This is a genomic window from Methanosarcina mangrovi (assembly GCF_052057765.1).
Classification (GTDB): Archaea; Halobacteriota; Methanosarcinia; order Methanosarcinales; family Methanosarcinaceae; genus Methanosarcina.
The window spans coordinates 2,385,582-2,406,966 of the sequence record NZ_CP195120.1 but is presented as its reverse complement, the minus strand read 5'-3'; the positions used below and the strand labels follow the sequence as shown (position 1 = coordinate 2,406,966).

17 protein-coding genes are annotated in these 21,385 nt (G+C 42.5%); 9 read left to right on the top strand and 8 right to left on the bottom strand.

The annotated features are described in order from the left end of the window. Nucleotides 1–364: 364 nt before the first annotated feature. From lon to ACSAZL_RS10745, 3 genes are all read right to left on the bottom strand, one after another. Nucleotides 365–2,758, bottom strand: a complete 2,394-nt coding sequence (gene lon, locus ACSAZL_RS10755) for an endopeptidase La (RefSeq protein ID WP_440948661.1) — start codon at nucleotides 2,756–2,758, stop codon at nucleotides 365–367. 93 nt (nucleotides 2,759–2,851) lie between these two features. Then, nucleotides 2,852–3,271: a MarR family winged helix-turn-helix transcriptional regulator gene (locus ACSAZL_RS10750; RefSeq protein WP_440948660.1), complete on the bottom strand. Its 420-nt coding sequence runs from the start codon at nucleotides 3,269–3,271 to the stop codon at nucleotides 2,852–2,854. A gap of 119 nt (nucleotides 3,272–3,390) precedes the next feature. Further along, nucleotides 3,391–3,531 carry a hypothetical protein gene (locus ACSAZL_RS10745; RefSeq protein ID WP_440948659.1) on the bottom strand — a complete coding sequence of 47 codons (141 nt, stop codon included), beginning with the start codon at nucleotides 3,529–3,531 and terminating at the stop codon, nucleotides 3,391–3,393. Between the two features lie 264 nt (nucleotides 3,532–3,795). Here ACSAZL_RS10745 and ACSAZL_RS10740 point away from each other — a divergent pair, with 264 nt between their 5' ends. Beyond that, complete coding sequence (locus ACSAZL_RS10740; protein ID WP_440948658.1) at nucleotides 3,796–4,314, top strand: protein-tyrosine phosphatase family protein; 519 nt, start codon at nucleotides 3,796–3,798, stop codon at nucleotides 4,312–4,314. 238 nt (nucleotides 4,315–4,552) lie between these two features. Here ACSAZL_RS10740 and ACSAZL_RS10735 read toward each other — a convergent pair whose 3' ends face one another. After that, on the bottom strand, nucleotides 4,553–5,845 hold the full coding sequence (locus ACSAZL_RS10735; protein WP_440948657.1) for a Fic family protein: 1,293 nt from the start codon (nucleotides 5,843–5,845) through the stop codon (nucleotides 4,553–4,555). Nucleotides 5,846–6,244: 399 nt separating this feature from the next. After that, the gene (locus ACSAZL_RS10730; RefSeq protein ID WP_440948656.1) at nucleotides 6,245–6,451 is read right to left on the bottom strand and encodes a hypothetical protein; all 207 of its coding nucleotides are present in this window, start codon (nucleotides 6,449–6,451) and stop codon (nucleotides 6,245–6,247) included. Nucleotides 6,452–6,845: 394 nt separating this feature from the next. Here ACSAZL_RS10730 and ACSAZL_RS10725 point away from each other — a divergent pair, with 394 nt between their 5' ends. Further along, nucleotides 6,846–8,684, top strand: a complete 1,839-nt coding sequence (locus ACSAZL_RS10725) for a M3 family oligoendopeptidase (RefSeq protein ID WP_440948655.1) — start codon at nucleotides 6,846–6,848, stop codon at nucleotides 8,682–8,684. A gap of 517 nt (nucleotides 8,685–9,201) precedes the next feature. Here ACSAZL_RS10725 and ACSAZL_RS10720 read toward each other — a convergent pair. Further along, nucleotides 9,202–9,408: a hypothetical protein gene (locus tag ACSAZL_RS10720; protein WP_440948654.1), complete on the bottom strand. Its 207-nt coding sequence runs from the start codon at nucleotides 9,406–9,408 to the stop codon at nucleotides 9,202–9,204. Between the two features lie 254 nt (nucleotides 9,409–9,662). Between ACSAZL_RS10720 and ACSAZL_RS10715 the strand changes: the two genes are divergently transcribed. Next, the gene (locus ACSAZL_RS10715; protein WP_440948653.1) at nucleotides 9,663–10,844 is read left to right on the top strand and encodes a tetratricopeptide repeat protein; all 1,182 of its coding nucleotides are present in this window, start codon (nucleotides 9,663–9,665) and stop codon (nucleotides 10,842–10,844) included. A gap of 149 nt (nucleotides 10,845–10,993) precedes the next feature. Here ACSAZL_RS10715 and glgP read toward each other — a convergent pair whose 3' ends face one another. Then, the gene (glgP, locus tag ACSAZL_RS10710) at nucleotides 10,994–12,673 is read right to left on the bottom strand and encodes an alpha-glucan family phosphorylase (RefSeq protein WP_440948652.1); all 1,680 of its coding nucleotides are present in this window, start codon (nucleotides 12,671–12,673) and stop codon (nucleotides 10,994–10,996) included. 606 nt (nucleotides 12,674–13,279) lie between these two features. Between glgP and ACSAZL_RS10705 the strand changes: the two genes are divergently transcribed. The 3 genes from ACSAZL_RS10705 (at nucleotide 13,280) to ACSAZL_RS10695 (ending at nucleotide 16,616) form a co-directional block, all read left to right on the top strand. Beyond that, nucleotides 13,280–14,494: a HEAT repeat domain-containing protein gene (locus ACSAZL_RS10705; RefSeq protein ID WP_440948651.1), complete on the top strand. Its 1,215-nt coding sequence runs from the start codon at nucleotides 13,280–13,282 to the stop codon at nucleotides 14,492–14,494. Nucleotides 14,495–14,804: 310 nt separating this feature from the next. Continuing rightward, nucleotides 14,805–15,797 carry a PAS domain-containing protein gene (locus ACSAZL_RS10700; RefSeq protein ID WP_440948650.1) on the top strand — a complete coding sequence of 331 codons (993 nt, stop codon included), beginning with the start codon at nucleotides 14,805–14,807 and terminating at the stop codon, nucleotides 15,795–15,797. A gap of 378 nt (nucleotides 15,798–16,175) precedes the next feature. Further along, entirely contained in the window at nucleotides 16,176–16,616 is a 441-nt protein-coding gene (locus ACSAZL_RS10695) for a pyridoxamine 5'-phosphate oxidase family protein (protein ID WP_440948649.1), read from the top strand. 840 nt (nucleotides 16,617–17,456) lie between these two features. Here the strand turns inward: ACSAZL_RS10695 and ACSAZL_RS10690 are convergent. Beyond that, the gene (locus tag ACSAZL_RS10690; RefSeq protein WP_440948648.1) at nucleotides 17,457–18,080 is read right to left on the bottom strand and encodes a fasciclin domain-containing protein; all 624 of its coding nucleotides are present in this window, start codon (nucleotides 18,078–18,080) and stop codon (nucleotides 17,457–17,459) included. A 1,132-nt stretch (nucleotides 18,081–19,212) separates the two neighbouring features. Here ACSAZL_RS10690 and ACSAZL_RS10685 point away from each other — a divergent pair. From ACSAZL_RS10685 to ACSAZL_RS10675, 3 genes are all read left to right on the top strand, one after another. Further along, complete coding sequence (locus ACSAZL_RS10685) at nucleotides 19,213–19,617, top strand: pyridoxamine 5'-phosphate oxidase family protein (protein WP_440948647.1); 405 nt, start codon at nucleotides 19,213–19,215, stop codon at nucleotides 19,615–19,617. 155 nt (nucleotides 19,618–19,772) lie between these two features. Then, a complete protein-coding gene (locus ACSAZL_RS10680) occupies nucleotides 19,773–19,982 on the top strand; it encodes a hypothetical protein (RefSeq protein WP_440948646.1) in 210 nt (69 codons plus the stop codon). 416 nt (nucleotides 19,983–20,398) lie between these two features. Further along, entirely contained in the window at nucleotides 20,399–21,295 is an 897-nt protein-coding gene (locus ACSAZL_RS10675) for a DUF1638 domain-containing protein (RefSeq protein WP_440948645.1), read from the top strand. Nucleotides 21,296–21,385 lie beyond the last annotated feature (90 nt).

Here is a 21,385-nt window from a genome sequence, read left to right as displayed (position 1 = left end):
TCTTACCTCGTATTTTCGATTTCCCGGGACTTCCAGATTCTCAGGCTTTTATAAAACTACAGTACTGCAAGTTCCTCTAATTTTCTCTATTATCGTTCTTTCCAGGAGTATTAATAACTTGATTAGCTAAATAATCTGTATCAACTCAACAATAATGACGATTTTTAAAGTATATAAACTATAAAATCAGAGTGATACTTTATAAAACAGGAAAAAGCAGGACCATAAAAGAAAAGTGCTGAAAAACTGGAGTGCTGAAAAACTGGACAATCTAAAAATTCAATTTCTAAACTATTTAAGATAAATCCTCAGGAAGGGTATATAACGGTTCCGGAAAACCGTACCCCCTCCTGCACTTCCAAATTTAAACATTCTGGGTAGCTGCGAAGCTGTTTCCTGCAAATGACGACGACAGCACATGTCCGGGGAGATCAATGTCCAGAGCCTCTTTCAGGACCTCTTCAATGGTCTCTACAGGCACGAAATGCAGTTCGTTTCTGACGTCTTCGGGCACGTCCTCCAGGTCTCTTTCGTTTTCTTTTGGCAGGATTACTTTCTTTATGCCTGCCCTATGGGCTGCTAGGACTTTTTCTTTTATGCCTCCGACGGGCAGTACTGCACCACTCAGCGTTATTTCCCCTGTCATGGCAAGTTTGGGATCAACTGCTTTGCCGGTTATCAGGGAGGTAAGGGCGGTAAAGAGGGTCACACCAGCTGACGGGCCATCCTTTGGGGTTGCACCCGATGGCACGTGGATATGGACATCACTTGTTGTAAAGTTGAAGCTGTTTTCGGTGCTGGCAAGTCTGGACCTGACAAGGCTCAAAGAGATCTGTGCCGACTCTTTCATTACGTCCCCGAGCTGGCCTGTGAGGGTAAGCTTACCGTTTCCGGGCATGAATGTGCCTTCAATGAAAAGGATGTCTCCTCCTACAGGGGTCCAGGCAAGGCCGGTTACCACTCCGGGAACATTTTCTTTTCTGGCTTCTTCCTGCCTGATTATCTCTTTTCCGAGAACCTCTTTGAGCATGTCCGCTCTGACCACGTAAGGAAGATCGGTTTTTCCTGACACGATCTTTTCGGACACAAACCTTGCAGTTTTTGCAAGCTGCTTTTTAAGTCCACGGACCCCGGCTTCGCGGGTGTATTTGTCGATTATTCCCTTCAGGGCTTCATCTTCAATTTTGAGTTTGTCCGCATCAAGGCCGTGTTCTTCCAGTATGCAGGGCAGCAGATGATCTTTTGCAATTGCAAGTTTTTCATTTTTCGTGTAGCCCGAGATCTCGATTGTCTCCATTCTGTCAAGCAGAGGCCAGGGGATACTTGCCAGAGAATTGGCAGTGGCTATGAAGAATACTTCGGACAGGTCATACGGGACTTCCAGATAATGGTCCGAGAATGTGCTGTTCTGCTCGGGGTCAAGGACTTCCAGAAGGGCACTTGCCGGGTCTCCTGCGTAGGAAGTTGAAAGCTTATCGACCTCGTCGAGGATGAAGACCGGGTTTTTCGTACCTGCTTTTCTCATGCCCTGAATAATTCTTCCGGGTAGGGCTCCTATATACGTTCTTCTGTGGCCTCTTATCTCGGCTTCGTCCCTGACGCCTCCGAGGCTAATCCTGACATACTCCCTGCCAAGGGCATCTGCAATGCTTTTTCCGAGGCTCGTTTTCCCGGTTCCGGGCGGGCCCGTAAGGAGCAGAATCGAACCCTGTTTTTCCTTTTTCAGTTTCATTACCGCCAGGTGCTGGATTATTCTTTCCTTGACCTTTTCAAGCCCGTTATGGTTGCTTTCAAGGACACGGCGAGCTTCGTCAATATCGATGCTCTTTTTCTCTTCCGTCACCCAGGGAAGGTCGAGCATGAGGTCCAGGTAGTTTCTGATAACAGCGCCCTCAGGATTGTGGGGGCCTCCGGTTTCGAGTTTCTTCAACTCTGACAATGCCTTCTTTTTGATCTCTTCAGGCATCTTTGAGTTTTCAATCCTTTCCCTGTATCCACCTTCACCTGAAGCGGCATCGTCGCCTCCGTTAAGCTCTTCCTGAATCATCTTCAGCTGCTCCCGCAGCATGGCTTCGCGGTTCGACTTGCTTATCTTGTCGGTAACTTTTTTTGCCATTTCCATCTGGAAATTGATGTTTTCTTTCTGCTTCATCAGGATTTCAAAAAATGCAAAATACCTTTCACGAACAGAAACTATCTCCAGAAGGTCCTGTTTTTCTTCCAGTTTTATCGGCATGTACGGCATAACATATCCGATGAGCTGGTCAATGGAGTCCATCTTCTCAATTGGCTTGGTAAACTGTTCAGAGCCCTGGAAGCGGCTGCTTATCTCCCGGATTGCTTTTTTAATGTTCGCCATCATTTCTGCCTGGATGTCTTCATCAAGGTCAGGTATATCAGAAACAGGCTTGAACATGGCATAGAACAATCCATTTTTCCGGTACACAGAGACTGCCTCTACCCTCTGGACAGCCTTCGCAATAACCAGATAGCCGTCATCAGCAGGCTGCACATAGCCAATTTTAAGCAGGTTTCCGGTTTTGTACAGACTATCTTCCGATATCTCCGAAGGTTTCGTGCCGCTTTTCACTGTCAGCCCGACGGCATATACAGCCTCGGCAGTTTTCATCTCAGCTAACAGTATTTCTCCCGTAACTTTGTCCGCCAGGAATTTCGCCCGGCTTTTCGGGTAAACCACTATCTCAAAGAGCGGCATTACAAGGCTTTCTCTGTTATTCTCGGCTTGTTCTGTGTACATTGTTAATCGTCTCAATTATTATCAAAAGTGCTGTCCCGGTTATCCCGGTTATTTAGTTTGAATTAACCTAACTTTTTCGCCGGACAAAAAAAATTACCATACCTTTTCCAGGAGGTTGATAAGCGCGTCAATTTCCTTCTCGTCCAGAGAACCTGCCATTTTTTCAATGACCTTTAACAATGCGTTTTCTTCGGCACGAGCAATTCTCCGTCCTTTTTCAGTCAGGCGAATGTAAAAAATTCTCCCGTCTTCCGAGGACTTTTCTTTGTACACGCAGTCCATTTTCACGAATTTGTTGACCATCTCTGTGATGGTTGGCTTTGAGTTTCGGGTGATCTTAGCAAGCCTGCTAAAAGTCACGTCCCCATGTTCATCGATAATCTTCAGATATCCGATCTGTTTAATAGTGATTTCCGATAACCCACATCCCGAGAGGATTTCACAGGAGCATTCGCTTTTGATTTTGATCAGGTTTTCGAAGACTAATAACAAATGCTCTTTTTTCTCTGTCATGCTGGATCTGGGTTGTTAGTTAGGCATTACCTAATTAAATACTTTTTGGTTAGGTGAGGGAAGATCGGTTTCATTTCTATCAGTTTGACTCATTTTGATAGACTTTGATAACAAACCGTTCAGAATGGAGAACCCCAATCAACTCCCTTGAACATGAAAATGAACTCTTTCCCTGCCTTCTTTTTTTCAACATATCCAAGTTCTTCCAGCCGGAAAAGGTCACTTCTGGCTGTAGCGTATCCTACGCTGTAAGTGTTCACTATTTCCTTGACAGTGAAGGGATTCTCAGGCTGCTTCAAGAACTGCTAAGGATTTCTGCCATGCACCAACTCCGGCAAACCCCGCTGAAGATATAAGACCTGTTCCGCATATTGAGAAGAAAGTAATCGAACTCTAATTTTTTAGACCCCTTTTGCCTTCTTTTTGCGGGATTTTTTGACCTTCTAATTTATTCTGCAACCTTCCAGCCCCCACAAATCAATTAATGAAAATTTATATCTCCTGCTTCTCATACTCTTAGCATTATGCCCTCGTTGTTGAGTCCAAGGGAGATGCCTTCAATAGAAGGTGTCCGAATTCCACTGAATTTCTATGTCGTGCTTAAAGAGCCTGTTCTTCTTGCTGGCATGTCTCGTCCACGGGAGTCTACACCCTGGGAGAAAATTGGTGAAGCCGGTTTTTCAAATGTAGTCTGCCTCAGCAGTTCGGAGGTTTATTACGACCCCTATCCTCTCAAAGTGCTGTTCTCTGCAGAATTAGAAGACCTTTATTTTGGTTATGGGCCGGAGGACCCTGAAAGAGAGGAGCGGTTTATCAGGCAGGCTGCTGCTGTCATAAGATCAAAAATGGATGAAGGAGAAGGGATTGTTGTCCACTGTCTGGGGGGCATAGGTAGGACAGGCACGGTTCTCGGATGTGTGCTCAAAGACCTTGGTTTTTTGGTGGGTGAGGTGCTGAACTATCTTGATGAACTAACTATGCATCGAGGCTTTGGAGGGTGGCCTGAAGCTGAATGGCAGGAAGAAATGATACGAAAATACTAACAAAATTTTTAGATTTGTTTGATGACTTTTTGTTGAATTCTGATTGAAATTGATATAAGTGTTTTTTTTGATAGCTTTTGATAGTGAGCACTCCGAATTTCGTTGATGAGTTTGCGCTTACTCTTTCAGCCTTTTAAAATCAGGTCTTTTCTATCAATTTGATAAATATTGATAGATCTTGATAGATTTTGACAGATTCTGACAGCTTCTGATAACAAACCACTCAGAGAAGATATATTCAATAAGCCCTCATGTATACGAAAATAAACTCCTTCCCAGCCTTCCTTTTTTCAACATATCCCAGTTCTGCAAGCCGGAAAAGGTCACTTCTGGCTGTAGCATACGCCACACTGTAAATGGTCACTATTTCTTTGATTGTGACGGGTTTTTCAGGCTGCTTCAAGAACTGCTTTAGGATTTCTGCCTGCCTTAAAGTAAGATTTCCGGATTCGGTAATGATTTTCAGGGCTTGAGCCTGCTCTTTTTGTTTTCTTTCCAGATACTCTAGGGTGTCATCAAGGGCTTTTTGTATGCAGTCGAGGTTGTATTTGATGAAGTACGTGAGGTCGCCGGAATCCTCGGGGGTACGGTCGGACTCGGTATGGTGGTAGGCATTTTGATACCTTTTTTTCGAATTATTTATTACTCTTGAGACTGCCATGTACTCGAAAAGCCAGTAATCATTCTTGAGAAGATACCAGTAGAAAAGAGCCCTTGCGGTCCTGCCGTTTCCGTCGTTGAAGGGGTGGATGTATCCTAGCAGGAAGTGGATGATTATCCCCTTTATCACGGGATGAATGAAATCTCCATCCTTGCTGTTGGCAAAATCACATAATTCATCAACCAGCTTCGGGACTTCGGTGTATTCCACAGGTTTATGAAGCAGTGCCCCGTCATGGGAATAAACGGCAATCTCGTTGTTTTCCCTGAAATTGCCTTCGTATTGGGTTTGTTCAAGTGTTCCGCCTGTAATCATCCTGTGAATTTCTAGAATTCGCTCAGGGGTGAAGGCTTCGTTTTTTAAATCCACGATATACTTTACTGTATCGTAATTGTTTACAATCATTTTTTCGTCTTTATTTTTGGGCTTTCTTTTCTCCTGCAGCATCCTTTTTGCAACTTCCCTTGTAGTTGCTGCTCCTTCTATCTGGCTTGAAGCGATTGCCTCTTCCATCAGGGAGCTGATAATGTATTTCCTTCTATTGTCCTGTAAGGCATCAAGGCTGCTTAGAAGATTTCCTGCCGCAGATTTATCAAGGATGTGAAGTTTTTCATGAAATTCATCTATTAAGTTATACTTGAAAACCCAGTCCCCAAGTTTTAAGGATTTTGCTTTTAACTCCCTCAACATTTTCATTAAACTCCATACGATTCCCGGGTCAAGAGGGAGTTTTCTGTGTTTTAACTCTTCCCAGTGCAGATATCTTTCGTTATATTCATTAACTAAATCTGCAATTTGATCGTCATGACGAAATTTTTCAGCTTCTTCAAGGGCTTCTTTTGAAAATTCAGGGACTTTCGGGAGTTTCATATTACCATTTCTATCAATTTGATTGATTTTGACAGATATTGATAGTTTATTTCCTATATTCTTTTCTATCAATTTGATTGATTTTGATAGATGTTGATAGTTCCAAATTATACTTCTCCATATCTGCACTATCGATTGATAATGTTTTCAATCAATTCTCTCTCTTTTTCCTATCAATTTGATGAATATTGATAGATATTGATAGTAAAATTAAGGATTGACAGCTCGACATCAGCTAATAAAAACGATTATAAATGAGGTAATTCAGAGATGTGATTCAAAAAAAATGCTACCTCTCCAATTTCAAAAAGAGTTCAGTATATAGCGAATACTGTATAGTAGGTAAGTTAATTTACTATATACCTATTCTGCCCTTTCCAGATTTCCGCGACTTATTTTTCAGGCATTGTAAGCATCATAGAGCTGCCAGACCCATATGATCACCCATATTAAAAACCCGGTTCCGATAATATGCATGGCTCCGGTAACCATGAAGGCTAACCAGATGCCGATTGCTTTAAGAAAATCTCCCTTTACAAGCTGGCCCAGACCGGGTACGAAAAAAGAAAATAGGGCGGGAACTCCGTGTGTTCTCCTGCATTCCATAGAACTTACCTTTTTTAAGAATTTATCTTTCTAAGAACTCGTCTTAAGAACTCGTCTTTTGTAAACACTTAATGAGAGGACGGATATAAATAATTCGATCTGGATGAGTCTTTTTCCTTAAATTAGTCTCTCAATCGTACTCTGCAGATCCACAATTATAAATTTGAGGTTTTAGATTGCATTTCTGGATTCTTTTTGAACAGCAGGTTCATATGAGTTAGTCCCGATATATTCTCAGTCAGATGTATATGTTTTCGGTAATAGGATAACAGAATGGTAGTCGGAGGGTAGCGGGTTTTGAGACGAAAGTTAGGTAAAGGTTTTTGTAGTCTTTTCAGGGTGTGGGACTTCCGAAAAAGTAGAGAAATCTTCCATAAGTACAGGAGAGAATCACATGTTTAAAGAACTTAATCCCGATGAGGTTACTACGGAGTGGAATGATTCTTATCTTTTCAACAGCAGAGAAGATGCTCTGGAAAAACTTGAGGCATTAAAAAAGAGCTCGGAAGAAATAAACGAAACTTTCCGTCCGGAGTTTGAGAGATTGTCCGGGTCAGTTCTACTGGATTATCTGGAAACTGAAAAGGACTTCTCAAGGTCCACTGATGTTCTTTATATTTACGCATATACCCAGTTCAGCAAAAATGTGAATGACCAGTTTTTTATTTCTCTTCTTGAGGGGTCTCAGAACCTGATTACAGAACATAAAATGGCCAGCGCATTTGCAACCGTGAAACTGACCTCACTTAAAAAAGAGGAGTGGGACAGGCTCTTTTCCGAAGAGCCCGGACTTGAGGTATATCGGTCTTATCTTGAAGCAACATATATGAGGTTTGTAGAGCACAGGCCTATGAATGAAGCCCATGCTATATATCTTGCAGATCTGGAAAACCAGCGCATGAAACTGGAGACTGAGGCTATTTCGAAAATAACCAATAAAGTCACGATGGCAGGAAATATAACTCTTGAGAGCGGAGAGGAGTTTCAGGTAAATTCTCAGTCCTATAACACTTTGCTTTCAACAGACCAGAGCCGGGAAAACAGGAAAAGGTGTTATGATAAGAGGTTTTACCACCTGGTAAACGAATCCGATTCGATGGCTTCTCTTTATTCTAAAAAAGCCCGACTTGACGACCTTATAGCAAGAGAACTGAACTACAGGGACTCTTATGAATCCAGCCTGTATGACCTTTATCTCACAGAGGATCAGGTTGATGACATGAGTACGGTTTTCAAGAAGAGAAAACATGTATTTGAGGATTATAACGAGTTCAGGAGGAAAAAGCTCGGGCTTGAAATGCTCAGGCCATACGACCTTATGTTGCAGTTGACTGATCAACCGGGCAAAAATTATACTTACTCAGATGCTCTGCAGGAGGTCCAGAAATCCTATTCCGGGATGGATTCCCGTTTCAACGAGATTTTTCTGGAGATGGCTACAGGGAAGTTCATAGACGTGTACCCGGACCCCGAGCACGGAAAACAGCCCGGAGGTTACTGTTACGGGCTCTGTGCCCTGAAGGCTCCTGCCCTGATTTTTATGAACTACAACGGAATTATAAGTGACCAGAAGACCCTTACTCATGAGCTCGGGCACGGGATCAATTTCTATCTGATGGGCAATTCCGTGGATTATCTTTATTGCACGGGTCAGATCTATGAAATGGAGGTCCCGTCCACTTTCAATGAAGAACTCTTTGTCGATTACATGGTCGAAAATTCTGATAAAGAAACTGCAGTTGCCGTGCTTGCCCAGCATATCGGGGAATACCAGAACTATTTTACTCGCCAGCCCATGATTACGGAATTCGAATATAAGGCACACAGCTTATGCGCTGAAAAAAGTAGTGAAAACGGAACTGTCAGCGGAGCAGAACTTAATGTCCTCTGGACCGCCCTCTCTAAAGAATACAGGAGTGACTCAGTAGAATATTACGAGGAAGATTCTGCGGAATGGACCTACATTAACCACATCTACCTGACAAATAACTACTACACTTTCAACTACGCTATTTCAAAGGCAATAACTCTCGCCCTCTTCAAGCAGTACCGCGAAGCTCCGGAAGCCTTCAACAAAAACTACATTGACTACCTCTCAGCAGGTTCGATAATGCCGCCTGAAGAAAAACTCAAGAAATATTTCGGGATCGAAATCAACAGGCAACTCTTTGAAGATGCAATGGACATCGTGGAGTTGAGAATTCAGGAATTGAATGAACTGGAAAACGGATGATGAACCTGAATTTCTCTTAAACTTTTTTCTCTTAACCTATTTTTTGGTGATTCACCGGAAAAAACTGAATTCAGAACTTTCTTACCTATCCAGGGAATATTTTCCTTAACCTGTTGAACCTCATTCAAATTCTCAGGTGAATATAAGCGCCTCCGCCAGCTTGTCTGGCGGCCCTTACCAGAAAGAAGAAAAAACAGAGTTTAAAGAGAAATAAAACCAAAATTTATGCTCTTTTGACCTTTTTGCTTCTCTTTTTCACTCACAGCGTCTCAGAAGCTTTTACCTGCTGGCATGTTGTTTTTATTCTTCTTCATTCTCTTTTCTCTTCTTTTTCGTGGGAAAGACCGCTCTCCTGTGTCGAGCGGGACAAAAACGACAAAATACAGTGAATATGGTTTCACAGGTTAGAGAAATCATAACGAGTCCACTTGAGCGAAGTGAGTGAAAAAGACCTCGTGCTTCGAAAAGAAATCAGGTGGGATATCAATCATGTAACGGTTGCTTACCTATTTTCCATTCAGGCATTGTAGGCATCATAGATCTGTGCGACCCAAATAACCATTCCCATTAAAATCCCGATTCCGATAATGCTCATGAATGCGCTGATCAGCAGGGCTGCCCAGACGCCAAATGCCTTGGATACGTGCCCCTTTAAAAGCTGTCCCAGGCCGGGGATGAAAAAAGAGAATAATGCGGGGACTCCATGTGTTTTCTTATAGCTCATAAGTTTTCCTTCCCTTATTTTAGAAAGTATGCTGACTAAGTGCTGATTACTAAAAATATTCGTTACTTTAATTAATTTTGTTTAATTATTAAAATATGGATCAATAAGTTCTTAGTAATATGAATGACTTCAAGCTTCAAAAAAAGCTTTGAAAAAAAGCTTTGAAAAAAACGCCGAAAAAAGCGCCAAAAAAAGCTTATATTCTCGGAACTCGAAAACACCGGTAACTCAGACCAAAACGCTCAAAGAATGTTATGATCCACAAAAAGAAAACCGAAAAGCCCTTTGAATGGGACCCGCCTGCTCCTTCAACAGTCTATATTAAGATCAAAAATATTCCTTATGAGACCTTTAAAACAAGGCTGAACCAGGGACTGGTTACTACCGAGCTTGACCAGATACGGTACCGTCTGGAGAGGCACATCTACTGCTGCAGGGTCTGCTCGAAGTACATAAACGGGTACTGTATAATCACTAACCGAAGAGCTGAACCCGGATGGATCTGCAAGTCCTTCGTGCCAAGAGAGGAATTCATATATCTTGATACCATGCCTGATCGGGAAGACTCGGCAGGGTTCAGGTATCTCTCGGAAACAGGGCTTAAAAGAGACAGGGAAGAAGGCGAGGGGGAAGCCGGAGGCCCGGAAAGCAGAGGAGTAGGAGACCTCTACGATGAAGGAGTGGCTCTTTACAGGCAGGGGAGGCTGAGGCTTGCGCTCAAAGCTTTTGACCGTGTGCTTGAAGTAAACCCTCTGGATTTTGCAGCCCTGTACCATAAGGGAAATTCCCTCCTGAAACTCAAACGCTATGAAGAAGCTCTTGAGATCTTCGAAAGAGCTGCAGAAATCAAGCCTGAGAATGCAGGGCTCTGGACTAATATGGGTCTTGCTCTAAAAAAGCTTGAACGTTTCCGGGATGCGCTTGAGGCTTTCGAAAAATCTATTTCCCTGAATCCTGTGCAGAAAAACGCCTGGGAAAGCAAGGATGCCGTTCTTGCCCTCATACGCCTGTGTGAAGAGAAGCTCGGTGAATCTGAAAAATCCCTGGAAATAAATCCCGGAGACCCCGATGTCCTGTTTGAAACCGGAAAACTCCGGCTCAGGCTTGGCGAGCAGGAAAAAGCCATGCAGGCTTTTAAAAAAGCCCTTGAGGTGAAACCTGAAAATGCCGAAGCCTGGCAGCTCCGGGGAGAAATCCTCTTTAAAGCCGGTTCGGAAAAAGAGGCTCTCCACGCCTTTGAGAAGGCAACCCGACTTGGGCCCGATTATCCCGAAGCCTGGTATGAAAAGGGAAAGGTTTTCCTGAAACTCGGAAATTTGAGAGCTGCAGAAAATGCTTTTAAGATTGCATCTGACCTCTGGGAGAGTAAAGGGCATAAAACAAAAGCGGAAAGTGCCCGTGAAAGTATTCGCAGATTGGGTTCCGGGAAAGCATAACTTTTCCGGACTTTTCCTTTAGCTGACCTTTTTCCCTTAATTTGCTTTTTCTTTTAGCTGATCCTTTCCTTTAACTTGCTTTTTTTTCAATTGCCTTCCTTTAACTTCCTTTTTCCTTCAACAGGTCCGAACAGCCTGATTTCTAAAATTTACAGATAAGCATGTGTAACATAACGTCGCATCATCCTGTGGCTGTTGAAATAATATGCAACCATGCCTATCGAGTTATTAATCAGTCTAAACCATTCGTCTCTGCGTTCGTAATAGGTGGGGACGATAATATAGTAGAGTTTGTTGTAAAGGTCATCAAGTTCAGCGAGCCTTGCTTCCTCTCCTGAGAGGTGTTCTTCGGGCCTGGGCCCTATGGACCAGCCGGTCACCCCTTCGATCCACCCTTCAATCCACCAGCCGTCAAGTACGCTGAAATTTACGACCCCGTTATGGGCAGCTTTCATGCCGCTTGTGCCCGAGGCCTCGTAAGGACGGGTCGGAGTGTTCAGCCAGACATCAACTCCGGAAACCATTTTTGCGGCAAGGCTCATATCGTAATTTTCCAGAAAGACGATCTTGATTTCATTTCTGAGGGCTTCGATACTTCTAAAAATTTCTCTTATAAGCTGTTTTCCAGCCTCGTCATGAGGATGGGCTTTACCTGCGAAGATAAGCTGAATCCTTCCCCTTTTATTAATCTTGCTAAGCCTTTCAAGGTCGGAGAGGATCAGGGTTGCACGCTTATATTCAGCCATACGCCGTGCAAAACCTATTGTGAGGGTCTCATAGTCCATGCCTACCCCTGTTCTTTTGTTGACCTCGTCTATGAGTGCTTTTTTCGCACTCCTGCGAGCTTCCCAGATCTCATCATCCGGGATTCCTCCGATCCTTACGAGGAGTTCGGGTTCATTTGCCCAGCCCGGCAGATAGCGGTCAAATAGCTGCCTGAAAAAAGGAGAGGTCCAGGTATAGGAATGGACGCCGTTTGTTATTGCCTGAATCGAATATCCGGGAAAGAGTTCGCTTGAGACCCGACTGTGTAGTTTTGTAACGCCATTGACATAGTTGGACAGGTTGAGCGCAAAAAGGCTTGTATTGAAACGGTCTGCCCCTCCGAACCTTCTGAGGATTTCCACATCGTTTTTATCCCTGATCATGTCGTCCACAAGCCCGTAATCGAACTTGTCATGCCCGGCTTCTACGGGAGTATGAGTGGTAAAAATACAGAGGTCCCTTACTTTCGTAGCGTCCCTGCTATTGCACTTTAAGAGTTCAAGGGCGAGCAGGCTTGAGTGCCCTTCATTCATATGGTATTTCCGGATCTTAAAGCCCAGGGCCTCAAGCATCCGCACCCCCCCTATCCCGAGTACGATTTCCTGCTTGAGCCTGTAGGAATGGTCACCCCCATAAAGAAAATCTGTGATCCCGCGGTCTTCCCATAAGTTCCCCTCTACATTGGTATCGAGAAAAATAATGGGTACGCAGCCCCCTGTAAGGCTCTTGCAGTTATATTGCCATGCCTGGATTTTAACCTCTCTATCCTGAATTTTAACGCTCACTTCCTGCGGCATTCTGGTCATAAAACTTGAAGGGGACCATTCTTCAATTTGTTCGGTCTGGTTCCCCATGAGATCAAGACTCTGCCTGAAATATCCCTTATTGCTAACCAGAGATACTGCAACAAGCGGAACTCTGAGGTCCGAAGCCGAGCGGATTGTATCACCTGCGAGCACTCCAAGCCCGCCTGCATATGTAGGGATTTCATTGCGAAGCCCTACTTCCATAGAAAAATAAGCTATTTTCTGACCTTTCAATACTCCTTGAAAACCATTTTCCATATCTTTAAATCCCCCTGTTTTACTTTAGCACGGGTACATTAAAAAAAGATATAAATGCTTTCAGTAACTGTCTTTCAGAATTCTCTTTCTGTTTCTCTCTACAAATTATATTTATAATGATGTCTCCGGTGATATATTAAATTGATCTCTCATTAAATTGATCTTCAAATTGCCTGAGGAAGCCAAATCAAGATTCAGGTAAGTCAGGTCAGGCTTCAAATAAGTTAAATCAAGCCTTAAGTGAGCCAGATCAGTCTTCAAATAGGTCAGATCAGGCTTTTAGTAAATTTGGACCGGTAAAATGTGATCCCAAAATATGCGGAAACTAAAACAGCCTGAAAACATTGAATCTCTTTGAATTCATTTTTTAGGTTCAGGACATTGAAGATTCCAAAAGGTTTATCTTCAGCTGCTTCTAAATCGAAAATAATCGCAGAGCAAGCTGATGAATATGCTTTACTGCTGGATTTAATTTCTTTACTTGAATCTTTTAATTTCGGAATGTCTTTATGTATAATTTAAATAACAAGTGTGAATATATTAATCAGGTTTATCATATTCCGATAGATATCGAATCAGTGGTAGAAAAGAAGTAGGTGGAAAGAAATGCCTGAACGTGTTATATCTCATCCCCCCGGAGATACTGATGATGAAGAGGCAATTTCTTTTAGGTCTCTGGAGATACTTAAAGCTCGGGTAATAAGAGAAAAAGATCCTGCGGTTAGACGTGAAGCTCTTTGTACCCTTGCCAAAAATCATAGTGATAGTGAAGATAGTTTTGAATTTATTAAAGAACGTGCTGTTGAGGATAGCCATTACTCAGTCCGGAAGACTGCTCTTCAGGAGCTGGTTAGGTTCTGGAAAGGAAGCCCCGAAACCCTATCCCTTATCCGGGAACGGGCTACCAAAGACTGTAATTATGAGGTCAGGAGGGCTGCTGTAAAAGAACTTGCGGAGAACTGGAAGCATCTACCTGAAATTCCTGAGCTTCTAAGGGACTGGGCTGAGAATGCGGGAGACAAATTCGTCCGGAGTACGGCTCTCCAGGAGCTTTCAAGGTGCTGGGGTAAAGGCTGTTGCAGTCTGAATTTTATTACCGATAGGGTTGTAAAGGAAAAAGATGGTTTTGTCAGGGCTATCGCAGTACAGAGTGTTGCAAAATACTGGAGTACGGAGCCTGCGGTCCTTCAGCTGGTCATGGATAAAGCCCTCAACGACGAGCACTATGCCGTAAGAAGTGTAGCTTTGCAGAAACTGACAGAGAAATGGTCTTCCAGAGAAGATATTATTTTCTTTATCAGGGAAAGGGCAGTTAAAGACGACCATTATTCTGTAAGGGGAGTTGCAATCAAGGAACTTGCAAACGGCTGGCGGAACGAACCTGAAATTCTGGACTTTATCAGGGACAGGTGCATTCATGATGAGGATAACATGGTCAGGGGAACCGCGCTCAGCCTGCTTGCCTCCTTATGGCCTGAAGCGCCTGGAACTTTTGAACTGATCATGGATAAAGCCGTTTCTGATGAACATTATTCGGTCAGGAAAAATGCCATGGAAGAACTTGCAAAAATCTGGCATGAAAAGCCGGAAACGCTTCGTCTCGTAAGGGACAGGTTACTGAATGATAGCGATAATTTTGTACGGATCACTGCAGTTCAGGAGCTTGCAAAAATCTGGCATGCGGACCCGTGCACTCTTCCCTTGATTAAGGGGATAGCCCTTAAAGAAAAAGACGAATTTGTAAGAGATGCGGCTGTCCGGGAATTAATAGACGGCTGGCAGGATGAGGATGTAAAAAAGTTCATAAAGAAATTTGCCTGACTGGGAAATTTGCTTTATTTATTCTCCTTTTTATTGTCATTTTATTTGCCTGAACCCCTTCTCTCAAACTAGGCCTTGTTGAAATTTTGCTTATATATTTTTCCCCTGGCTTTTATTTTTTCCTGCTAAATTTTGGGTCTGGACCTCACCTCGGCCAAACAGCAATAAGCCTCTGCATCATGATCCTTCTAGAAACCATAATCACAATCTATTTAATTTATTGCGTCTTTCTATGTAATTGTAGCAAAAAGACTAAATATGTGAAATTTTCTCATAGCTTCCTGTAAAAGGTTCCTGAACGGAGAATACGATGGCTAAAGCGACTTCAAATTCGGCTAAAAACGGAAGTACCAGCAAACAAAAAGCCTGCAAATATCTCAATGAGATAGCTTTATGCAGTGCACTTGAGATGGCGAAAGAGCTGATCTCGGTAATAAATAAAGTTCCTGTAACTGTTTTCCTGTGGCGGCCCGAAAAGTACTGGCCTGCAGAGTTTGTTTCTGAGAACATAAAGCAGTTCGGGTATACGGTAGAAGAATTCACCTCCGGAAAACTTCTGTATGGGAACATTGTGCACCCTGATGACCTCGAAAGGGTCGAAAGAGAGCTCTCAAGAAGGATTGAGGAAGACTACGTTGACTTCTCTCAGGAATACAGAATACTGACAAAGTCCGGGGAAGTACGCTGGGTTGATGAACGAACCTTTATAGAAGCCGATGAGAACGGGGTCGTAAAGTACCTTAAAGGTATAATTCTCGATATTACCGAAAGGAAACGAAAAGAGAAGCTGCTTTATATCCAGCGGGACCTTGGAATTGCTCTTAGCACTTCGCAACACCTGGATGAAACGCTTAATATATTGCTCGATTCGTGCCTTCAGATAGATGAAATCGATGCCGGAGGTATCTATCTGGTTGACGAAGATACCGGGGATATGACTCTGGCTATCCATCGCGGTTTCTCTCCTACCTTTGTCGAAAACGCCTCTTTTTATAGTACAAATTCCCCAAATGCCAAGCTCGTTATGATAGGGCAACCTGTCTACAAGCAGCATATAGATCTCCTTCTTACCTCCAGAGACGATGCACTCAGGCAGGAAAATCTGAGAGCTACGGCAATAATTCCAGTAAAGTCTGAAAATGATGTTATTGCCGCCTTTTATCTTGCCTCAAGTATGGAGTATGAGCTGTCGGATAGCGTGCGCACGGTTATCGAGACCATCGCAACCCAGTTTGGAGTTTTTATCTCCCGGATCCGGCTTGAAGAAAGGCTAAAAGAGTGTGTGAAGAAGCGGAAGTCCTGATTGCTTCTTTCATTTCTTTCATTTCATTTCGCTTCTTTCATTTCGCTTCTTTCATTTCGCTTCTTTCATTTCGCTTCTTTCATTTCGACTTCTTTTCCCTCTTCTGGAAAGGTCAATGCTTCTTTTACCTGAACCCCTTGCCCTGTTTTTTTATTCCGACCGTATTTTAGTTGCAGGTTCCATGATTATAAGAAAAATTTATAAATTTTGTCCCTATAAACTATATGGGAAAAGGACTGCAAATATCAGGGGTCATCAGTAGATTTTTTTCCTTTCATAGCATTGAAGAATATCCCGGAATATAGTATCTGGAAAGGCTCGATGTAAAAAATCTTCTTGTAGGAGCCTGACTGAAAGTTACAACATCTGGAGGGGAATATGACAGAAGAGCTCAAAGCTAAGATTTGTGAATACCTCGCAACTCACTATTACCTTAACCTCGCAACCCTGAGCCCGCAGGGCAAGCCAATGGCTCATACGATGGCGTATGTTTCCGAAAATGAAATCGTGTACCTGGCAACCAATAAAAACACTCGAAAGGTCCAGAATATCATGCAAAATCCGCATGTAGCATTTACGGTTGACGAGGACGATCCTGACTGGTTTGATATGCAGGCACTTCAGGTTGAGGGCAGGGCATCGATAGTTAACGATGAGACTGAAATGCGGGAAGTAGGTGAGATCATGACAGCCAAATTCCCTGTTACTGCAGATATGCCTCCTGATCCGGATACTATCATGATAAAAATCGAACCTGAAGTCGTCTATTATCTGGATTACAGTATAGAATTCGGGCACAGGGAAATGGTCACTTTTTAAAAAGCCATTGGCAATCCGGGTGAAATACTCCGGCTTTCCAGTTTTCTTTTGGCATGAAAGTACTGTGATTTGAAAAGTACTTTCATTCCTCCGTGTCTTTTATTCGAAGAATTTCATGTGCGTTTTTTGAAAAAATAGCGGTTCCTGCTTAATTACTCTATTTATGGCGAAATTTCGGATGGAATCCTTCAGTTTTCTCCCCATGAGCCGCACTGACCCTGAACAGGCCTGCCATCCAGATAATGCTTTTCTTACCCAAAAACCGTTTTTCAATTCACAGGTAAATACAGGTGCTTCCACCAGCTTGTCAGGATATCTGACTTTTTGACTTTTTGACTTTTGACTTTTCTTTTTTACTTCCCCAGGATAGATTGCTTTTCTGCATCGAGCGGAATAGGGACGACACGATACGGCGAATAAGGTTGTATCGTTAAAAAATAATGTAATGTAGTCCTCTCGAGAACAGTGAAGCTTATGACTATAACTATAAATTAGTCTGCTTGAGTGAAACTTACTACTAAAACCCATCAAGTAGTCTTCTTGAGCGAAACGGAGTGGAGCGAAAAGGACCTCGTACTGTTGCGATTGCATCGCAACTCCCCGGAAATCTCCGATTTCATGTGATCCCGAAGCGAAACTTGGGAAGTGAAACCCGGGATTTTGAGCTGCCTTTCTTTTCTTTCATTCTAAAAAGTCAGAGGTCAGGGATAACTAAAAACGGAATAAAGAAAAAAGTAAAACGAACACGATATTCTTTGAGCAGAGGGTGCAAAAAGATGAAAGTACTTTCGAGTTGCAGTACTTTCATGTTGAAAATGAATGTTTTTTCTTTTTTACCTTTCACTTCGGCGGGATCAGTACAGCATCTATCGGGTAGATGTATCCGTTGCTGACCTCGATTCTGTCCCATACAACATTTGCGTCTCCTATCTTCATAGGGTCGCTGGTGGCATCTACTATAAGTATTCCTCCCTGAAGGGTTTCAACGGATTCCATTTCAGCGACATCAAGTTTTCCTTCAGCTACGTGGTAGAGAAGAACATTTTTCAGGGCTTCCTCGTTTGCCTGGAGGTCATCAAGCGTCCCTTCCGGTAGGCTATCAAAGGCTTCATTGGTAGGTGCAAAGACGGTGTATGTCCCTTCGTTCAGGGTGCCTTCAAGTCCTGCTTCTTTCACTAATGAGACAAATGTAGTGTATCCTGCAGCTTCTGCAGCATCAACGATTGTCTGGTTACCTTCTTCAGCAGTCACGTTGTCATCGAGGCCTGGCTCTTCCTCACCCGGAGTCATTCCTTCGTCCTCCCCGGGCACCAGCCCCTCACCGACCTCTTCCCCTGCAGTTTCTCCTGCTCCTTCTGTTACAGTGGCTTCTTCTACAGGAGTTCCTTCTTCAGCTCCCGTTTCCTCTTCCTGAGTATCTTCTGCACAGCCGGAAATAAAAATTATTCCTGCTAAAATTAACACTATAATAATTCCAAGTTTCTTAATACTTCTTCCCCCTTTATACAATTAAAAGATATACTTTATGATGTATATTACATAAAACATTATATGTTCTTTTTATATAATCTTGCCTATTTTTGGAAAAAAGAGTCTTTTTAAAAAAACATCTGTTAAAAAATAAGTACATTTGAAAAAATCTGCCTGGTGTATTGTATTGATGATTTTGAGTCGATCACGTTTCCTTAACCATCGAAGGTAACCAGGAGACTTTTTCCGATAAATAAGGGCCTGCTCATTTTCAGATAGTATCTACAGATCCGCTCATGTGGACCGCTTTATCCTCCAGAGCATCTTTATGGTTCCGACCTACTTACTGGTAATTACACGAGGAACCCTTCGGCTTTTGAAGGAACAGTACTTTTCGCTTAATCAGAAACCTTTTGCCGGAACTAACCTGAACTGCCTGACCCGGAGAGAAAAGACACCATTTTCATGAATTCCAGGTAACCCTCAGCATAGGCCGAAATAAGTGGTTTTTCCGTATGAGGTCTTCCGTATGGGGTCAGAGAAAACATAAAATACCCTTCCAATGCCTGCAGAAATTAGCCTGATCAGGCATGCAGGCAGGATTCAGGAGACATAAAGTATATAGCCTTGCAGCGTTGTTGTCTGCGGGTTCTTTTCTTCAAAATAATTTAATGTCACCATTTCCTCGTGCAGTTCACCCTTAAAAAAGGAGAGTACAGAAGGTTATGCCGAGTGCAATAATTTCCCCTTCTGTATTGACAATTATGCTCCCAACCTCATAATTTCCCTAAGTTACGGATCTCGGTGTAAGCACATTTGTAAAGCCAGGTATAAGGGTCACCTGTACACTCCGAACTAAATTTGTACAATTGCAGCCAGTTTTCCAGTTAATAACGTTATCGTTTTTGGGATCGATTTTATGCCCAATTTTCTCCAGGATTTCCTTCCTCAGATCTTTGATCTTCTTAAAAAACGATATAATCACTTTTTCAGATTAACTGGCATTTAATAGTACTTATTTAGTCCGGAAAGGTTATTAAAGTACACAAATATCTTTTCAGGTACAGAATTCTAACGCTTAAATATATAAATTTATACTGCAAATCACCCTAATGGTGAACATATTATGGTAAAGTTAAGCGAAGAAATGAAAACTGCTTTTTCGAAAGTAAAGATCTTCCCTGTTGCAACGGCTTCAAAAGAGGGAGTTCCTAACGTAGTGCCCATAGGTTTCTGCCAGCTCGTGGATGACGAGACTATCTGGATTGCCGACAATTTCATGGTTAAGTCCCTGGCAAATCTGGAAGAAAATCCAATCGTTGCGGTCTATGTGTGGGGGCCGGAAACAGGCGGCTGCTATCAGATAAAAGGGAAAGCTACAATTATCAGGTCAGGCGAAAAATTCGATAAGATGAAAGCAATCGTAAATACTGCAAAACCAGGTCTTCCTGCAAAAACCCTCATCGAGGTTATGATAAGCGACGTTTTCCAGTGCGCTCCCGGTCCTGCAGCCGGAAAGAAACTTCTCTAAACGGAAGATACACCTTAAAAGGTCGCTAGTCAAAATAGTCATTCGTACAGATTAACCATTTGTCAGATATCCTCTCAAAAAAGTGCATTAATGACAAATCCGAATTGTACCTCTGGGATACCTATTGAAAAATACAAAGAATCAGGAGTGAGGATATGGTTGAAGATAAAGGAAAACCCCCTGTTTTTTGCGAAAAGCTCTGCATAGTCTGTAAAGGTGCAAGAGCAGGCAATAGTATCTGTAAATCTATTCAGAACCTTGAGCTGAAGATCTTCGGGAAAAATGGTTGTATCTGGGGAGCTGCAAGGACAAAGTATTACGGAGTTACTCCTGATAAGAAAATTCCCGAAAAATCAAAAAAATAAATTATGTAAAATCCAGGCTCTGAACTTATAAGAAGAGAAACCATAAGCAAATAAGACTAACAAATACCGACAAATAAGCAGTTAACTTGCCAATTTAATATCTATTGAAAGGAGCAGGTATCTGAATAATGGAGAATAATGGAGTGATGTGAGGAGAGGTGCCAATCACTTTTTATTTTTACTATCCTCGTCTCTTTTTAATTCGACTCCTCTATTTCTCCTGTCTAGCTGTTGCTTTTGATCACATAACTTTTATATTAAATTATCCTTGAATGATCTACAAAAGCTGAAATCTAGCTATAAAGTTGAAATGGTTTGTAAAATCCGAACTATAGCTTTAAGCCTGAAACTATCATTAAAACTGAGCTGCAAACCTGATAAGGTGCAGACCTGAAATACAGGGTTGTAAGTGAAACATGCCTGTGTTAAGTATTATCGCCTGTGGTATGCTCGAAGACGAGCTTGTACATGTACTTTCAAAAGACTGTGAACTAAAGCAGCTAATCGTTGTGGAGAACGGGAATAATTCGGGGTTTCTTCGGAAACTCAGGGCCGGAAACTGCGTACCGAGGACAATTCCTCTGGAAAGAGTCCAGATGTTTTTTAAGGCCGGGTTCAACCCTGATTTTAAAGCCCTTGCAAAGTTCCTTTCCCCCTTTCCGTTCCTTGGAAAAGCATGTGAGAAAATGAATGAGAAGGCGGGACAGCGGATAAGTGTGGTTGTAAACCTGCTAAAGCTTGGATTGCATGCTGACCTTGAGCTACTGAAGTCCGAAGTTTACCGAAATATCCGGGAAATGGCTGCATTTTCAGATGGGATACTTATTTTCTACGGTACCTGCGGGCACGTTCTCGGGGAACTGGAAAAGGATTTCGTAGACCTTGGATGTCCACTTTTTTTTCTGAAGGATAAAGCTGGAGAGATAGTTGAAGATTGTATCAGCACGGCGCTTGGCGGGAATGAAGCCTATGCCAGAGCCATGCTTGCCTGCAGAGGCAAAGGCACGATTTACCTGACTCCTATGTGGGCTTCAAACTGGAAAAATTTTGGAAAAAAGTCTGGAAGTCGAGACTTAAATAATAGGTATCTGAAAAATTCACGGTACTGCCTGGCTGTAAAAATAGAAACAGGAATTTCATATGAGCCAGAATTCCATAAAAATGTTCAAGAGTTTGCCCATACCTTCGGTATGAAAACTGCAGCCCTGAAAGGAAGTTTTGAAATTGCAGAGCAGGGATATTTCTATGCCAGAAGAGCAGTAGTCAAAAATTCAGGTTGTTTGCCTAAAAATCGTCAAGAGATAAAATTCTAAGTTTTTGATAGTGCTTATTTAAGTTCATCCTCACTTTTTCTCTGAAATTATTGAGTTTAATAGAATACATTAGTTATATTTATATTACAA

Excerpts from the sequence above, each read along its gene's own strand:
- lon (WP_440948661.1), bottom strand. The coding sequence starts at position 2,758 with ATGTACACAGAACAAGCCGAGAATAACAGAGAAAGCCTTGTAATGCCG.
- ACSAZL_RS10750 (WP_440948660.1), bottom strand. The coding sequence starts at position 3,271 with ATGACAGAGAAAAAAGAGCATTTGTTATTAGTCTTCGAAAACCTGATC.
- ACSAZL_RS10740 (WP_440948658.1), top strand. The coding sequence starts at position 3,796 with ATGCCCTCGTTGTTGAGTCCAAGGGAGATGCCTTCAATAGAAGGTGTC.
- ACSAZL_RS10735 (WP_440948657.1), bottom strand. The coding sequence starts at position 5,845 with ATGAAACTCCCGAAAGTCCCTGAATTTTCAAAAGAAGCCCTTGAAGAA.
- ACSAZL_RS10730 (WP_440948656.1), bottom strand. The coding sequence starts at position 6,451 with ATGGAATGCAGGAGAACACACGGAGTTCCCGCCCTATTTTCTTTTTTC.
- ACSAZL_RS10725 (WP_440948655.1), top strand. The coding sequence starts at position 6,846 with ATGTTTAAAGAACTTAATCCCGATGAGGTTACTACGGAGTGGAATGAT.
- ACSAZL_RS10720 (WP_440948654.1), bottom strand. The coding sequence starts at position 9,408 with ATGAGCTATAAGAAAACACATGGAGTCCCCGCATTATTCTCTTTTTTC.
- ACSAZL_RS10715 (WP_440948653.1), top strand. The coding sequence starts at position 9,663 with ATGATCCACAAAAAGAAAACCGAAAAGCCCTTTGAATGGGACCCGCCT.
- glgP (WP_440948652.1), bottom strand. The coding sequence starts at position 12,673 with ATGGAAAATGGTTTTCAAGGAGTATTGAAAGGTCAGAAAATAGCTTAT.
- ACSAZL_RS10705 (WP_440948651.1), top strand. The coding sequence starts at position 13,280 with ATGCCTGAACGTGTTATATCTCATCCCCCCGGAGATACTGATGATGAA.
- ACSAZL_RS10700 (WP_440948650.1), top strand. The coding sequence starts at position 14,805 with ATGGCTAAAGCGACTTCAAATTCGGCTAAAAACGGAAGTACCAGCAAA.
- ACSAZL_RS10695 (WP_440948649.1), top strand. The coding sequence starts at position 16,176 with ATGACAGAAGAGCTCAAAGCTAAGATTTGTGAATACCTCGCAACTCAC.
- ACSAZL_RS10685 (WP_440948647.1), top strand. The coding sequence starts at position 19,213 with ATGGTAAAGTTAAGCGAAGAAATGAAAACTGCTTTTTCGAAAGTAAAG.
- ACSAZL_RS10680 (WP_440948646.1), top strand. The coding sequence starts at position 19,773 with ATGGTTGAAGATAAAGGAAAACCCCCTGTTTTTTGCGAAAAGCTCTGC.
- ACSAZL_RS10675 (WP_440948645.1), top strand. The coding sequence starts at position 20,399 with ATGCCTGTGTTAAGTATTATCGCCTGTGGTATGCTCGAAGACGAGCTT.